The organism is Nitrococcus mobilis Nb-231, assembly GCF_000153205.1.
Lineage (GTDB): Bacteria > Pseudomonadota > Gammaproteobacteria > Nitrococcales > Nitrococcaceae > Nitrococcus > Nitrococcus mobilis.
In genome coordinates this window covers 2545171-2560829 of the sequence record NZ_CH672427.1, presented here as the reverse complement: position 1 = coordinate 2560829, position 15659 = coordinate 2545171, and the positions used below count along the sequence as shown (strand labels likewise).

The window sequence follows — 15659 nt, the reverse complement described above, 5'->3', positions numbered from 1 at the left end:
AAGCGGACTTACCTTACACGGAGTTTGAACGCACCGGCCTGAAGCCCCAACCAGTCTAGGGATAGCGAGCATGAGACTACAGGACGTCATAGACAATGCCGTGGCCGAGGTTGGCCGAGTATTACTGGGTAAGGAACCCCAGATCCGCCTGGCCCTATGCTGTTTGTTCGCTCGTGGTCACCTGCTGATCGAAGACCTGCCCGGCATGGGCAAGACCACCCTGTCGCACGCCCTGGCGGATGCGCTGGGCCTGTCCTACAAACGGGTGCAGTTCACCAGCGACCTGCTGCCGGCGGACATACTCGGAGTGTCGGTCTACAATCGCAACGACGCCAGCTTCAGTTTCCATCCGGGGCCAATTTTCACCCAAGTGTTACTGGCGGACGAGATCAACCGTACTACCCCGCGCACCCAGAGCGCGTTACTGGAGGCGATGGCGGAGGGCCAGGTTACGGTGGAGGGCGAGACCCGTCGCCTGCCGAAACCATTTTTCGTGATCGCTACCCAGAACCCAATTCACCAATCCGGTACTTACCCGTTGCCGGAGTCGCAGCTGGACCGCTTCCTGATGCGGCTGGAGCTAGGCTACCCCCACCCCCGGGCGGAGCGAGAGATGCTTTTACGCCAGCCCGGCGCCAGCGCTCAGGTGCTGGGGCTACAGCAATGCATCGATCGCGAGCAATTACAGATGATCCGCGCCGCGGTCGCCACTGTGCATGCCTCGGACAACCTACTGGACTACCTGCAGCGGCTGGTGGCCTATTCGCGCCAGGCCCCGGAATTTGCGGTGGGCCTATCGCCACGCGGGGCACTAGCGCTGCTGGACTGCGCTCGCACCTGGGCGGTGATGGGCAGCCGCGGCCACGTGGTGCCGGAAGATCTGCAGATGGTGCTACCCGCCGTCGCGGCCCATCGCCTGGTGCCCAATGGCGATTATGCCGGCGACGGTCAGGCCCTGGTGACCCTGCTGCAGCGCAACGTGGATGTCATCAAGCCCTGAGTGATCGGCGATGCAGGTGCTGCAAAAATCCGATGTGAAAACCGGCCTGCGCCACCGATTGCAGCAACGTTTCCAAGCCTGGGTCAAACGCCGCCTGCCCCCGGCGCGCTCGGTGACCTTGGATCAACGGCGCATTTTCATCTTTCCCTCTCGGGTGGGTTTTCTCTTCTTTCTCTGCCTGTTGGTAATGTTGCTTACGGCGATCAACTACCAAAACAACATGAGCTTTGCGCTCACGTTTCTGCTGACCACCTTGTTTGTCATCGCGATACTGCACACCTACGCCAACCTCTCGGGGCTGACCATTCACGCGGTGCGGGCCAAGCCGACATTTCCGGGGCAGCGATCGGAATTCGATATCCGCCTGGAACGGAGCCGGCAGCGGGATCACTACGGGCTGCGCCTGGCCTGGCCCGAGAGTACCGAGTGCGTGGTCAACCTGGTACAGACCGACAGCATCGAGGTCCGCCTACTCACGGCGGTGGGCCGGCGTGGCTGGTACAGCCCGGGCCGGCTGCTGCTGGAGACCACTTATCCGTTGGGACTGTTGCGCTGCTGGACCTGGGTGGATCTGGACCTGCACGCCCTAGTCTATCCCCAGCCACTGCCATCGGCCGACCTGGCAGGGCTTGCCACGCAGCGGCCTGGCGGCGCCGTGCTGCCGATCAACGGCAATGACGACTTCTACGGCCTGCGCAACTACCGCCCCGGCGATTCCCTGCGCCAACTGCACTGGAAAAGCTTGGCCAAAGGACAAGCCCTGCAGAGTAAACAATACACAGCCTATGCCGAGCGCAACCTGTGGCTGGACTGGGACATGTTCCCCGGAGTGGAGACGGAGCAGCGCCTCTCGCACCTGTGCTACTGGGTCCTGGCCTTCGAGCGGCGCCGGTACGAATACGGTTTGCGCCTGCCCGGTCAGAGCATCGAACCGGGGACGGGGGAGCAACACCTGGAGCAGGTGTTGACCGCGCTGGCCCTGTACCAAGACGGGAGTCCACCAAGGTGAACGCTCAGCAGCAGATTCCGCGCAACGCCCTGGTATGGATGATCATCAGCCTGTTCACCCTGGCGGCCCCGCATGTAACCCGGCTGCCGGTGTGGGTGCTGGCTGTGTACGGGGTTGCGGCATTGTGGCGCAGCATGGTGTACCGCGGCCGCTGGTCCTTCCCCGGGCGCCTGGTCAAACTGGCGCTGATTCTCTGTGCCTGCGGCGGCATCTACGCCAGCTACGGCAATATGCTGGGGCTGGAGCCTACGGTCGCGCTGCTGCTGACCGCGTTCGCCCTTAAATTGATCGAACTCGCCGGGCGCAAGGACGCCTACGTACTGTTGTTCCTGGGCTATTTCATCTGCATTACGGAATTCCTGTTCAGCCAAGATCTGCTGATCGTCCTGTACTCGGTACTCAACACCACCCTGATCACCACCGCGCTGGTGGCCCTGCACCAGCCCGACCAACACCGTTTCAACCATGGCAGCTTGCGCCTGGCAGCGGTGATGTTGGCCCAGGCCTTCCCGCTGATGCTGGTATTGTTCTTCCTGTTTCCGCGTATCGGGCCCCTGTGGTCCGTGCCGATCAAACGTCACACCGCCAAGACCGGGGTCAGCGATGTCATGCAACCCGGGGATATCTCGCACCTGAGCCAGTCGGATGAAGTGGCATTCCGGGCGCAGTTCCAGGGCGAGATTCCGCCGCGCTCACAGTTGTACTGGCGCGGCCTGGTCTTCAGTCGCCTGGCGGACGGGGCCTGGCGCCGGCTGCGTAACTATGAGGTGGCGCCGAACGAACGCCGTCCGGCGCCGGTAACGACCGGCGGCGAGCCGCTGCGTTACAGTGTCATTCTCAATCCCACCCAGCAGCACTGGCTGTACAGTCTGCGCTACGCCGAATCCGGACAGGCTGGGGTCATGGCCACGGCGGACTACCTGCTCTACTCCCCGGTGGAACTGGAAGATCAGTACCGCTACCATGCCCGCAGCTGGCCGGACGCTGTACTGGAACCAGAGCTATCGGACTGGCGCCGTCGCACCGAGTTACAACTCCCAAAAGGGGGCAATCCCCGCACTCGGCAACTGGCTCTTGACATGCGAGCAGCCAGCGCCAGCGCCGCGGCCTTCGTCGGCGCGGTACTCGCCATGTTCACCCACCAACCGTTCGTATACACTCTGCAGCCGCCGCGGCTGGGAACCGATCCCATGGACCGGTTCCTATTCCAGACCCGGCGCGGTTTCTGCGAGCACTACGCCTACGCCTTCGTGGTGATGATGCGCGCCGCCGGCGTCCCGGCCCGAGTGGTGGCCGGGTACCAGGGTGGCGAGGTCAATCCGGTCAATCGCACGGTGATCGTGCATCAGTTCGACGCCCACGCCTGGGCGGAAATTTGGTTGCGCGGGCGCGGCTGGGTGCGAGTCGATCCCACCGCTGCGGTAGCGCCGGAGCGCATCGAGCTGGGGCTGGAGCAAGCGGTGGCAACGGAGGGCAGTTTCCTGGCGGACTCGCCGCTATCGCCGCTGCGCTACCGCGGCATTTCCTGGCTCAATTCACTGCGCCTGCGCTACGACGCGCTCACCTACCAATGGCAGAGCTGGGTAGTGGGCTTCAACAGCGAACGGCAGTACCGTGTGCTACAGAAACTGTTCGGGCAATTGGATGCGAGTAAATTAATGCTCATTCTGCTTGGCAGTGGCGCCCTGGTACTGGTGCCGGTAGCAGGCTCGCTACTGGCCCGCCGCCGGGTGCATCCGCTCTCGCCCTTGGACCACACCTACCTGACCTTCTGCGACCGACTATCGCGCCTGGGGGTAGTGCGGAATCCGGGGGAGGGACCCGCAGCGTTCGCCGAACGCGCGGCCCAGGCGTTACCGCACTGGGCGCCGCTGTTGCAGCGCCTGACGGGGATTTACTGTGAACTGGCCTACGCCGATGCAAATCTGAGCCCCACGCGCAGCACGCAGCTCAAGCGGGAATTCAAGCGTGGCCTACGCCGGCTCAAGCGGGCACGCCGACCGCGCTGAACCGGCTCGCAGCCGGGCGAACCCTTTACCCTGTCTTTGCTAGGCGCTATATTGATCAGTCCTTAGAGCCGGAATTTAGGGTGAGTTTCAAATTCCGGAAAGCGGGAATCAGAGCTTAACGAGTCGCGTTGCGGCCGAGCGTTGCTGCCCGCGGACTGCCCATCCCGTTGGCAGGGTCGGTTGCTCTCGATCACCCGCGCAAACATCGACCATCAAAAATAACATTCGTCCGGCGCGCGGGGTGAGCGCCTGCCAGAGCGCTGCAATCGCGCCGTTCATCGTGAGTGCCAGACCCAGCATTCACGAGCGGAGCGGCCCGCTGTTTGCAGGGCTTTTCATAAAACGCCATTCTCTCGTCTAGAAGAAGGTATCGCAGAGGCGAATCTCCCGTGAGTGTTCCCAGCAGCCCCAAGCCACACTTACTCTCAGAGCTCGAGAAGGATAACTGTGGGTTCGGTTTGATCGCCCATATGGACGGCCAAGCCAGCCATTGGTTAATCGAGACTGCCGTACGCGCGCTGACCCGTTTGACCCACCGCGGCGCAGTGGCCGCGGATGGCAAGACCGGCGATGGTTGCGGGTTGCTCATGAAGCACCCGAGCACCTTCCTCCGCGCGGTGGCCGTCGAGGCCGGGATCACGGTAGCGGAGCGTTTCGCGGTGGGTTGCGTCTTTCTCGCGCGTGATCCGATTAAAGCGCAACAGGCTCGGATTACTCTGGAGCGGACGCTAGCAGCCCAAGGGTTGCAAAGCGCAGGCTGGCGCACGGTTCCAGTCAACCCCGAAGCCTGCGGCGAGCAGGCCTTGGTGAGTCTGCCGAGGATCGAGCAAGTCTTCGTCAATGCGCCCGCGGATATCGATGGGCTGCTCTTTGAGCGGCGCTTGTTTATCGCTCGGCGTCAGGCTGAAAAGCAACTGGAACCAGTCGACGAAGACTTTTACATACCCAGCCTGTCTAGCCGAACGCTTTCCTATAAAGGGCTGGTGTTGCCGGCCAACCTGAGGCGATTCTACCGGGATCTCGAGGACGAGCGGCTGGAGACCTCGTTGTGCGTCTTCCACCAACGTTTCTCCACCAACACCCTGCCCCGGTGGCGACTCGCCCAGCCCTTTCGCTATCTGGCACACAATGGTGAAATCAACACGATTCAGGGCAACCGCAACTGGGCCATTGCCCGTGCCAATCGATTTCAGACCCCATTGCTGCCGGAACTCGGGGAGACCTTGCCCCTGGTAAACCCCACTGGATCGGACTCCAGCAGCCTCGACAACATGGTGGATGTATTGATCAGCGGCGGCCTGGATCTGTTCCGAGCGCTCCGGCTGCTGCTCCCGCCGGCTTGGCAGAACGTATACACCATGGATGCCGACCTGCGGGCTTTCTACGAATACCACTCGCAGCACATCGAGCCCTGGGACGGTCCGGCCGGCATTGTATTGACCGACGGGCGCTATGCGGCTTGCGCGCTGGACCGCAATGGCCTACGACCGGCGCGTTGGGTGATTACGCGCGATCGTCACATCACTCTAGCCTCTGAGATCGGGGTCTACGACTACACTCCCGCAGACGTACTCCGCAAGGGACGCCTCAAGCCCGGCGAAATGCTCGCGGCGGATACCGAAACGGGCGAACTGCTGTTGCCGGAAGACATCGATAACCGGCTCAAGCGCCGCAAGCCCTATAAACATTGGCTGGCGCTTTATGCGCGAACCCTGGACGCGCGTCCGGACGAGCGCGGCGAACGCGTGCGTAAGGGGCTCGATCCCCAGCGCCTGGCCGTCTATCAGAAGCAGTTCAATGTCAGCTTTGAGGAGCGGGATATCGTCTTACGCACCCTGGCGCAGAGCGGCCAGGAGGCCGTCGGCTCCATGGGCGATGACACCCCCATCGCAGTGCTCTCCCGACAGACGCGCCCCCTCTACGATTACTTCCGCCAACAGTTTGCGCAGGTCACCAACCCGCCCATCGACCCGCTGCGCGAGCAAATCGTCATGTCGCTGGAAACCTGCTTTGGGCGCGAGAAGAACCTGTTCGAAGAAACCGAGGCCCACGCCAAGCGTCTGGTGGTGGACTCCCCGGTGCTCTGCGACACGAAATTCCAGGCGCTGCTGGCCCAAACTGACCCAGACTACGCCCATGCGCTGATCTCGCTGAACACCCCGCTCAGCAGCGATCTGCGCACCGCTTTGGCGGATATTTGCGAACAAGCCGAACGCGCGGTACTCGCCGGCAAAACCATCCTCGTCCTTTCCGACCGTGAGTTGGCACGCGAGTGCGTCCCCGTGCACGCATTGCTTGCCATCGGCGCTGTGCATCATCATTTGGTGGCCAAGGGCTTGCGCTGTGACGCCAACCTAGTCGTGGCGACCGGCACCGTGCGCAACCCGCATGAGTGTGCCGTGCTGATAGGCTATGGCGCTACGGCCGTGTACCCGTATGTGGCCTACGACATCATCCAGGACATGGTCCGCACCGGCCAGATCAAGGGTACTCCCTTGCAGGAGCTGCTGGAGTCTTACCGCAAAGGCATCAACAAGGGCCTCTATAAAATTCTCTCCAAGATGGGGATCTCCACCATCACCAGCTATCGCGGCGCACAGCTCTTCGAGATCGTCGGGCTGCACGACGAGGTGGTGAGTTTGTGTTTCCCGGGCACGGCAAGCCGCATCCAGGGCACCAACCTGGATGATCTGGAGGCGGACCGCCACGAACTGCACCGGCGCGCTTGGCAGATCAGCGAGCCGGTAAGCCAAGGCGGATTATTGAAATACGTCCACGCCGCCGAGTATCACGCCTTCAACCCCGAGGTGGTACGGGCTCTGCAGGAAGCCACCTACACCGGCGATTATCAGCGCTATCAAGCGTTCGCACGGGCCGTCAACGAACGTCCTGTGGCGGCACTGCGCGACCTATTGCAACTCAAGCTGGCGGCAAAACCTTTGCCGCTGAGCGAGGTCGAGCCGCTGCCGGCGATTCTCAAGCGCTTCGACAGCGCCGGCATGTCCCTCGGGGCCCTCTCCCCGGAAGCCCACGAGGCGCTGGCCATCGCCATGAACCGTCTGGGCGGTCGCTCCAACTCCGGCGAGGGGGGCGAGGATGCAGCCCGCTACGGCACCGAGCGCATGTCCAAAATCAAGCAGGTCGCCTCCGGGCGCTTTGGCGTGACACCGCATTACCTGGTCAACGCCGAGGTCCTGCAAATCAAAATCGCTCAGGGCGCCAAACCTGGGGAAGGCGGTCAGCTACCCGGCCATAAAGTCAACGAGTTGATCGGCAAGCTGCGCTTCTCCAAGCCCGGGGTCGCCCTGATTTCACCGCCGCCGCACCACGACATCTACTCCATCGAAGACCTGGCGCAGCTGATTTTCGATCTCAAGCAGGTCAACCCCCGTGCACTGGTATCAGTGAAGCTGGTGGCCGGACCCGGTGTCGGCACGATCGCCGCCGGCGTCGCGAAGGCCTATGCGGATCTGATCACCATCGCCGGCCATGACGGGGGAACCGGAGCAAGCCCGCTTACTTCGGTGAAGTATGCCGGCACGCCCTGGGAGCTCGGCCTGGCGGAGGCTCAGCAAACCTTGCGCGCCAATGACCTGCGCGACCGAGTGCGCCTGCAGACCGATGGCGGCCTGAAGACCGGCCTGGACGTGGTCAAAGCCGCCATCCTGGGTGCTGAGAGCTTCGGCTTTGGCACGGCGCCAATGGTGGCGATGGGCTGTAAATATTTGCGCATATGCCATCTCAACAACTGCCCGACCGGCGTGGCGACCCAGCAGCAGGTACTACGACTGCAGCATTTCATCGGCACGCCGGAGCGCATCGCCAATTATTTTACTTTCGTCGCGACCGAAGTACGCGAGTGGCTCGCAAAGCTCGGCGTGCGTTCCCTGGAAGAGCTCATCGGCCGGCTGGATCGGCTCGAAATTCTGTCGGGGGAAACCGCTCGCCAGCGCCGCTTGGATCTGAGCGCGCTGGTATCCGACGGCGGGGTGGCGCAAGACAAGCCGCTGTATTGCAGCCTGCCCAGGAACAGACCTTTCGACCAGGGCGAGCTCGCCGAGCGCATGGTCGCCGACGCGCTGTCCACCATCAAAGGTAAAACCGGGGGCGAATTCCACTACACCGTACGCAACAACAACCGCTCCATCGGTGCCCGGCTCTCCGGTGAGATCGCCCTGCACCACGGCAGTCTCGGCATGGCGGAAACACCCATTATTCTGAAGCTCACGGGCACCGCAGGGCAAAGCTTCGGCGTATGGAACGCCGGCGGCTTGCATATGTATCTGGAAGGTGATGCCAACGATTACGTAGGCAAGGGGATGGCTGGCGGTAAACTCGTAATCCGTCCGCCGACGGGCAGCGTTTTCCAGAGTCGAGAGACGCCTATAGTCGGCAATACTTGCCTCTATGGCGCCACCGGCGGCACATTGTACGCGGCCGGACTTGCAGGGGAGCGCTTCGCCGTGCGCAACTCGGGTGCCTCTGCCGTGGTCGAAGGCGTGGGCGATCATGGTTGCGAGTACATGACGGGCGGAATCGTTTGCGTCCTCGGTGCCACCGGCCTAAATTTCGGTGCCGGCATGACCGGCGGCTCCGCGTTCGTGCTCGATCTCGATAATCGCTTCGTGGATCGCTACAACCATGAACTCATCGACATCCACCGCATCCTGCAAGAACCGATGGACGCTCATCGCCATTACCTGCGCGGTTTGATCGAACAGTTCACCGAGGAGACGGCCAGCCCTTGGGGCCGGGAGATCCTGGAGAACTTCCGCGATTACGTCGGCAAGTTTTGGCTGGTGAAGCCCAAGGCAGCGGATCTCCAAGAAGTCCTGGACACGCTGCGCCGGGCCGCCTAAACCCTGCGCCGGTATCGAACGATGGAGCCCCATGGGTAATAACAAATTCCAGTTCATTGAAGTCCCGCGCCAAGATCCGCCGAAAGAGGCCGCCGCCAGTCGGGTCCAGAATTTTGCCGAGATCTACCGCGCCTTCAACCCCGAAATGGCGGCGGCCCAGGCCGATCGCTGCGTGGAGTGCGGCAATCCCTACTGCGAGTGGAAGTGTCCGGTTCATAACTATATTCCGAACTGGCTCAAACTGGTGGCCGAAGGCAATCTATTCGAAGCCGCCGAACTCGCCCATAAAACCAACTCTCTGCCCGAAGTGTGCGGTCGCGTCTGCCCACAAGACCGTCTTTGCGAAGGCGCATGCACGCTGAACGATGGTTTCGGCGCGGTTACTATCGGCTCGGTAGAGAAATACATCACCGATGAGGCATTCAAACGCGGCTGGCGGCCCGATTTGTCCGGAATCGTCAAATCAGGCAAACGGGTAGCTGTTGTCGGCGCCGGCCCGGCCGGTCTCGGCTGCGCCGACATTCTGGTGCGCAACGGCGTGGAACCGGTCGTTTTTGATCGTTACCCCGAGATCGGCGGACTGCTTACCTTCGGCATCCCCCCCTTCAAGCTGGAAAAAAGCGTGATCCACACCCGCCGCGCCGTCATGGAAGGCATGGGGGTGAATTTTCAGCTCGGCATCGACGTGGGACGCGACATTACCTTCGAGGCACTGCTGAACGACTTCGATGCCGTCTTTCTCGGCATGGGAACTTACACTTCCATGCGCGGCGGCTTTCCGGGCGAGGACAAGGCCGGTGTTTACGAGGCCTTGCCCTATCTGGTGGCCAACATCAATCGCCTCATGGGCTTTGAGCGCAGTGCCGCGGAGTTCATTAACATGCGTGGTAAACACGTGGTCGTTTTGGGTGGCGGCGATACCGCCATGGACTGCAACCGCACGGCTCTGCGACAGGAGGCGCGCAGCGTGACCTGTGCCTACCGACGTGACGAGGTCAACATGCCGGGTTCCCGGCGCGAGGTTTACAACGCTAAAGAAGAAGGCGTGCAGTTTCTCTGGAATCGTCAGCCCGTGGAAATCGTCGGTGATGGCCGAGTGGAAGGCGTCAAGGTTATCCAAACCCGCCTCGGCGCACCGGACGAACGGGGCCGCCGACGTCCGGAGCCCGTGCCAGGATCAGAGGAAGTCATTGCCGCCGATCGCGTCCTCATCGCCTTCGGCTTCCGCCCGAACCCGGCGGATTGGTTCGAAACCCATCGAATACGAGTCGATGAACGCGACCGCGTCGTAATCGCCAAAAACGGTTCACTGCGCTATCAAACCGGCAATCCGAAGGTATTCGCCGGCGGGGATATGGTGCGCGGCTCCGACCTGGTGGTCACTGCGGTCTGGGAAGGCCGCGAAGCGGCCAAAGGGATTCTGGCCTACCTCGGTATCTAAAACCCGGCGCCATCGGCACACGTATTGCCGCCGGTGGCGCCAGCGCCCTGCTCCGGCCCGACCCCCGACCGGCAGGCGCGGGCTGCCGGTCGCTTGCAAGCGCCGCCCCGGCACACTACAAAACCTGGGCACGGCGCATGATACACTGCCGGCTATTCATCTTGGCAAGGCTGCAGACCAATCGTGACCGAATTACACAACGACCGTTTGCTGCGAGCATTACGCCGTGAGCCGGTGGATAGAACCCCCGTGTGGATCATGCGCCAAGCGGGTCGCTACTTACCGGAATACCGCCAGGTGCGGGCACAAGCCGGCAGTTTCATGACGCTCTGCCGCAACCCGGAACTTGCCTGCAAGGTGACCTTGCAGCCGCTGGAGCGTTATCCGCTGGATGCCGCCATCCTGTTCTCGGATATCCTCACAGTCCCCGACGCCATGGGGCTCGGGCTCTATTTCGAGGAGGGTGAGGGACCCCGATTCGAGCGTCCGGTCCGCAGCCTGCGAGCGATCGCCGATCTGAGCTCCCCCGACATCGCCAGTGAGCTGCGCTACGTCACGGACGCCATCGGGCTGATCCGCCATGAGCTGGCCGGCCGGGTACCGCTGATCGGCTTCTCCGGCAGTCCCTGGACGCTTGCGACCTACATGGTCGAAGGGGGCAGCAGCCGCACGTTCCATCGCATCAAAACATTGCTCTATGAGCACCCACAGGCGCTGCATCAGCTGCTCGAAAAAGTGGCGCAGGCCGTCGCTGACTATTTGAATGCCCAGGTCGAAGCCGGCGCTCAGGCGTTGATGATCTTCGATACTTGGGGTGGCGTGCTGGCGCACGAGGCCTATCTCGAGTTCTCGCTCGAGCCGGTGCGGCGCGTTCTCGAAGCACTGCGTCTTAACACCTCGGAAGGTCGGATACCGGTCATTGTGTTCACCAAGGGTGGCGGACTTTGGTTGGAAGCCCTAGCCGGGGTCGGAGCCAATGCAATCGGCCTGGACTGGAGTGTGGATATCGCAGCGGCACGGCAACGGGTTGGCGAGCGGGTGGCGCTGCAAGGCAATCTTGATCCCTGTGTGCTCTATGCTGCACCGGCGGTAATTCGACGCGAGGTGCAACGCGTGCTCGAAGCCTATGGTCCGCACCCAGGGCATGTATTCAACCTAGGCCATGGTATTCACCCCGAGGTCGATCCGGATCACGTGTCCGCCATGATCGAGGCTGTACACGAGTTTAGTAACCATATCCATGACAGCGCACGAGGCCGATAGAAACTACGCTGACCGACGTCAAGACCGCGAGGTCCGGGTATTCTCCGCCGGCGTAGCGGTGCTGCGGCGCGTGGACGGACAGTGGCGCTTTTTACTGCTGCGGGCGTTCCAGCATTGGGACTTTCCAAAGGGTCAAGTGGAGCGCGACGAGCAACCGCTGCAGGCCGCTCGCCGTGAGGTCATGGAAGAGACCGGCATCACGGAGCTGCGCTTTCATTGGGGCCACAGCTACATCGAAACCGGTCCCTATGCTCAGGGTAAAATCGCCCGCTATTATCTAGCCGAGACCACCGAAACTGCAGTCACATTCGGCATCTCGCCGCAGCTTGGTCGGGCCGAACACCATGAATACCGCTGGGTAACGCTCGATGAGGCGTTTCGCCTTACCTCGCCCCGAGTGCACCGCGTGCTCGGCTGGATCCGCCACCGCCTGAATGCCTCTAAAGCATCGCAGGATTAGCGTCGCTTCTTCTCTATAGCCTCCCCCCATCGGAGGGTAACCGGGATTCGAGACCACCTTGGGCTTGCATCTCGGAACAGGCATAATTTGTCAATTCGAAGGCAGCCGGCGCGTTACTCGCACCAGCTACGGCTAGCGGAGGAAACCTCTTGTCAACTCACATCTCACACAACGGGGAGCGCTTTCCAGGGACCCGCATGCGTCGCATGCGCCGGGATGATTTCTCGCGGCGGCTGATGCGGGAGACCGTGCTCACACGCGACGATCTTATCTTCCCGCTGTTCGTACTCGACGGCGAGCGCCGCCGTGAGCCGGTGCCGTCGATGCCCGGTATCGAGCGTCTCTCGATCGATCTGCTGCTAGCCGAGATCGAGACGATAGCCGAGCTTGGCATCCCCAGCGTAGCGCTGTTTCCGGTCACCCCGGCGGAGCGCAAGAGTCTGGATGCCCGCGAGGCATACAATGCCGACGGGCTGCTGCCACGGGCCGTGCGCGCGCTCAAGCGCACCGTACCGGAGCTTGGCGTCATCACCGACATCGCCTTAGATCCGTTCACAAGCCACGGCCAAGACGGCTTGCTGGATGACAGCGGCTATGTCGTCAACGACGAGACGGTCGAGGTCTTGGTCAAACAAGCCTGCTGCCATGCAGCAGCCGGAGTCGACATTGTAGCCCCCTCGGACATGATGGATGGGCGCATCGGCGCCATACGGCGGGCACTGGATGCACAAGGGTCGATTCATACGCGGATTTTGGCGTATTCGGCCAAATACGCCTCGAGCTACTATGGGCCGTTCCGCGACGCGCTCGGCTCCGCCGCCAACCTCGGCCAAGCCGACAAGAAAACCTACCAGATGGACCCGGCCAACACGGACGAGGCCCTGCGGGAAGTCGCGCTGGATCTCGAGGAAGGCGCGGACATGGTCATGGTCAAACCAGGCTTGCCTTATCTCGATGTAGTTCAGCGCGTAAAACGCCGGTTTGGGGTGCCCACCTTCGTCTATCAGGTGAGCGGTGAATACGCCATGTTACAGGCCGCCGCCGAAAAGGGCTGGCTGGACGGCCCAGCTTGCGCGCTGGAGGCGCTTATAGCCATCAAACGCGCCGGCGCCGATGCCATCCTGACGTACTTCGCCAAACAGGCGGCGGGTTGGCTACGGGCCGAAAGCTAAGCGATCGGCCCGATAGCCGCAGTCATAGCCGAGTGAGTCATGCCTGAGCGCTACGCCGTCATGGGCAATCCCATCGCCCACAGCCAATCACCGCGCATCCACGCGCTGTTCGCGCGCCAGACCGGCGAGCCGGTAACTTATGAGCGCATCCTGGTGCCAATCAGCGGCTTCGCCGCAGCGGTAACCGAGTTCGAAGCGAGTGGCGGTCGCGGCCTCAATATCACCGTACCTTTCAAGTTGCAGGCCTGGGCGGAAGTCGACCGGCGCACGGCACGTGCCGAGCGTGCTAGCGCGGTGAATACCATCGTCATAACGGCCGCTGGCCGCCTGGGCGATAACACGGACGGAACCGGACTGGTTCGGGATCTGTGCTGCAATCACGGGGTAAGAGTACAGGCACGGCGCATTTTGATCCTGGGCGCGGGCGGGGCCGTACATGGTGTGCTGCCGGCGTTGCTGGCCGAGACGCCCACCGAGCTCGTCATCGCCAATAGGACCCGGGCACGTGCCGATGCCATCGCCACCTCGCTCGCCGACCTCGGCTGTGTGACGGCCTGCGGCCTTCCAGAGCTCGCCGGCGAGCACTTCGATGTGATCATAAACGGCACGTCCGCCGAGCTGCACGGTGAACTCCCGGCACTGCCTAAGGGTCTGAAGATCGGTGGTACGACCGTATACGACCTGGTCTATGGCAAGGCCCCCACGGCATTTTGTAGCTGGGCACTCGAGCAGGGCGCCGCTCGCGCGCTGGACGGACTCGGCATGCTCGTTGAGCAAGCCGCGGAATCGTTCTTGCTCTGGCGGGGCATACGACCGCAGACCGCTCCCGTGATCCAAGCGCTCAGGGGATAAAGGGGTTGCGCTCCGAGCGAGCTTACAGCATGGCACACCGCCAACCACCGGGGTACACTCGGAACACGTTTATGACTGGAGAGGGCTGGGAATGTTGCGAGAAGGACAAGCGCTGTCGACAGCGATCCTGCTTGGCGTTGCCGTTGCAATCGGTGGCGACTTTGGCCTGGCCGATCTTCATCCGCTCGGCAAGGCCTCGGCCGCACCGGCTATCACCACTATTGGTGGGCAGGAGCGCCTCGCCTACGAGCAAAATACGATCGATATCGTGCAGCGGTATAGCCCCAGCGTGGTAGCAATCAATGTCACGGTCGAGGGGCAACGGGTCAACCCGCTGGAGAATTTACCGCCTGAGTTGCGCCGGTTTTTCCGGCAATTCGGTCAAAACACCCCCTTCTCGCAACCCGAGCGGGTGATCGAGCGTGCCGCCGGCAGCGGCTTCGTGGTCAACGACCAAGGCCAGATCGTCACCAACTACCACGTCTTGGCGCAGGCCCTGCAGAGCGGTTCCACGGAACTCAAACCGAGCGCGAGAATCACCGTCAACTTCAGAGGTCAGGACAGGGACCTGCCGGTCAAAGTGGTGGGGGCCGACCAATCCTATGACCTCGCTCTGCTGCAGTTGAAGAACCCGAAGGACCGCCCGGCTGACGCCATACCGATTCCCCTCGCCGACTCGGACAAAGTAATGGTAGGCGAGAAAGCCATCGCCATTGGTAGTCCGTTCACGCTGGATTCGACGGTAACCGAGGGCATCGTCTCCGCCGTCAATCGTCGCCAGGCCGCTCAGGTCAGCGGCGTCCCCATCGACTTCATCCAAACGGATGCCGCCATCAACCCCGGCAACTCCGGCGGGCCTCTGCTCAACTCGCGGGGGGAGGTCATCGGCGTCAACGACGAGATTCTTGCCCCCAACGGTACCTTCGTCGGGGTGGGCTTGGCCATCCCGAGCAATCTCGTGCAGGCGCGCCTAGGCGAGCTGCAACACGGCGGTTTGGTCAAAAAAGCGCAGATCGGCATTCAAATCATGAGTATGGCCGACTATCCGGAGAAAGTGCGCAAATTCCTCAATCTGCCGAATCAGGGCGTCATGGTGGTGGCTGTGGCCGAGGACAGTCCTGCGGACAAGGCGGACATACAGCCGGCCCAATACGCGGTGACCGGTAGTGGGCAACGCTGGCCGGTGGGCGGAGACATCATCATCGAGGTCAACGGCAAAACCATCGAGAGCGCCGAGCAGTTGCAGAATATCGTCTACTCCAAGCATGCTGGTGACACGCTCGAACTCACGCTCTTGCACGATCACGAAAAACGTACGGCCCGCGTGGAACTCGCCGTGCTCAAACAATAGCTATCCTATCTTCGTGGCGAGCGGACGTTACGATCGAGTGCGGCCAAACGGTTCGCGCCGCAAGCGGTCGAAGCGCCGAGGTTCGCTATAAACCTCCTACCCTTGTGTACGGCGCAATGCCGTACTGCCACGAGACGACCCGGCCTCGTCGGTGAAAGAGCAGGGAATCGAGCGGACCATTGCGGCCCCTAGGGAAAAAGGGATGTAGGGAAAAGGATGGTCAACTGCGTGCTTAGCACTCTG

General features: G+C 62.2%; 11 protein-coding genes. 10 read left to right on the top strand and 1 reads right to left on the bottom strand.

Annotation, left to right across the window (positions count from 1 at the left end):
• Window positions 1-70 precede the first annotated feature (70 nt).
• From NB231_RS11590 to NB231_RS11580, 3 genes are read left to right on the top strand one after another with little or no spacing between them, the layout of a single operon-like run.
• A complete protein-coding gene (locus NB231_RS11590) occupies window positions 71-1000 on the top strand; it encodes an AAA family ATPase (RefSeq protein ID WP_005003000.1) in 930 nt (309 codons plus the stop codon).
• Window positions 1001-1010: 10 nt separating this feature from the next.
• Window positions 1011-2009 carry a DUF58 domain-containing protein gene (locus NB231_RS11585; protein WP_005002997.1) on the top strand — a complete coding sequence of 333 codons (999 nt, stop codon included), beginning with the start codon at window positions 1011-1013 and terminating at the stop codon, window positions 2007-2009.
• Window positions 2006-4018, top strand: a complete 2013-nt coding sequence (locus NB231_RS11580; protein WP_005002995.1) for a transglutaminase TgpA family protein — start codon at window positions 2006-2008, stop codon at window positions 4016-4018. The genes NB231_RS11585 and NB231_RS11580 overlap by 4 nt, the downstream gene beginning before the upstream one ends.
• A gap of 108 nt (window positions 4019-4126) precedes the next feature.
• Here NB231_RS11580 and NB231_RS19695 read toward each other — a convergent pair whose 3' ends face one another.
• Complete coding sequence (locus NB231_RS19695; RefSeq protein WP_005002993.1) at window positions 4127-4318, bottom strand: hypothetical protein; 192 nt, start codon at window positions 4316-4318, stop codon at window positions 4127-4129.
• 89 nt (window positions 4319-4407) lie between these two features.
• Here NB231_RS19695 and gltB point away from each other — a divergent pair, with 89 nt between their 5' ends.
• From gltB to NB231_RS11540, 7 genes are all read left to right on the top strand, one after another.
• Window positions 4408-8877, top strand: coding sequence for a glutamate synthase large subunit (gene gltB / locus NB231_RS11570; RefSeq protein WP_040662276.1), 4470 nt, complete (start codon window positions 4408-4410; stop codon window positions 8875-8877).
• A 31-nt stretch (window positions 8878-8908) separates the two neighbouring features.
• A complete protein-coding gene (locus NB231_RS11565; RefSeq protein WP_005002987.1) occupies window positions 8909-10318 on the top strand; it encodes an FAD-dependent oxidoreductase in 1410 nt (469 codons plus the stop codon).
• A gap of 180 nt (window positions 10319-10498) precedes the next feature.
• Window positions 10499-11581 carry a uroporphyrinogen decarboxylase gene (gene hemE / locus NB231_RS11560; protein ID WP_198007365.1) on the top strand — a complete coding sequence of 361 codons (1083 nt, stop codon included), beginning with the start codon at window positions 10499-10501 and terminating at the stop codon, window positions 11579-11581.
• Window positions 11559-12041: a bis(5'-nucleosyl)-tetraphosphatase gene (locus NB231_RS11555; RefSeq protein ID WP_005002982.1), complete on the top strand. Its 483-nt coding sequence runs from the start codon at window positions 11559-11561 to the stop codon at window positions 12039-12041. The genes hemE and NB231_RS11555 overlap by 23 nt, the downstream gene beginning before the upstream one ends.
• 197 nt (window positions 12042-12238) lie before the next feature.
• Complete coding sequence (gene hemB, locus NB231_RS11550) at window positions 12239-13213, top strand: porphobilinogen synthase (protein ID WP_005002980.1); 975 nt, start codon at window positions 12239-12241, stop codon at window positions 13211-13213.
• Window positions 13214-13252: 39 nt separating this feature from the next.
• On the top strand, window positions 13253-14065 hold the full coding sequence (gene aroE, locus NB231_RS11545) for a shikimate dehydrogenase (protein ID WP_005002974.1): 813 nt from the start codon (window positions 13253-13255) through the stop codon (window positions 14063-14065).
• 91 nt (window positions 14066-14156) lie between these two features.
• Window positions 14157-15416, top strand: coding sequence for a S1C family serine protease (locus NB231_RS11540; protein WP_005002972.1), 1260 nt, complete (start codon window positions 14157-14159; stop codon window positions 15414-15416).
• The last annotated feature ends 243 nt before the right edge of the window (window positions 15417-15659 follow it).

Coding starts and splice junctions, on each gene's coding strand:
- hemB (WP_005002980.1), top strand. CDS start 12,239: ATGCGTCGCATGCGCCGGGATGATTTCTCGCGGCGGCTGATGCGGGAG.
- NB231_RS11565 (WP_005002987.1), top strand. CDS start 8,909: ATGGGTAATAACAAATTCCAGTTCATTGAAGTCCCGCGCCAAGATCCG.
- aroE (WP_005002974.1), top strand. CDS start 13,253: ATGCCTGAGCGCTACGCCGTCATGGGCAATCCCATCGCCCACAGCCAA.
- NB231_RS19695 (WP_005002993.1), bottom strand. CDS start 4,318: ATGCTGGGTCTGGCACTCACGATGAACGGCGCGATTGCAGCGCTCTGG.
- NB231_RS11585 (WP_005002997.1), top strand. CDS start 1,011: ATGCAGGTGCTGCAAAAATCCGATGTGAAAACCGGCCTGCGCCACCGA.
- NB231_RS11555 (WP_005002982.1), top strand. CDS start 11,559: ATGACAGCGCACGAGGCCGATAGAAACTACGCTGACCGACGTCAAGAC.
- NB231_RS11590 (WP_005003000.1), top strand. CDS start 71: ATGAGACTACAGGACGTCATAGACAATGCCGTGGCCGAGGTTGGCCGA.
- NB231_RS11540 (WP_005002972.1), top strand. CDS start 14,157: ATGTTGCGAGAAGGACAAGCGCTGTCGACAGCGATCCTGCTTGGCGTT.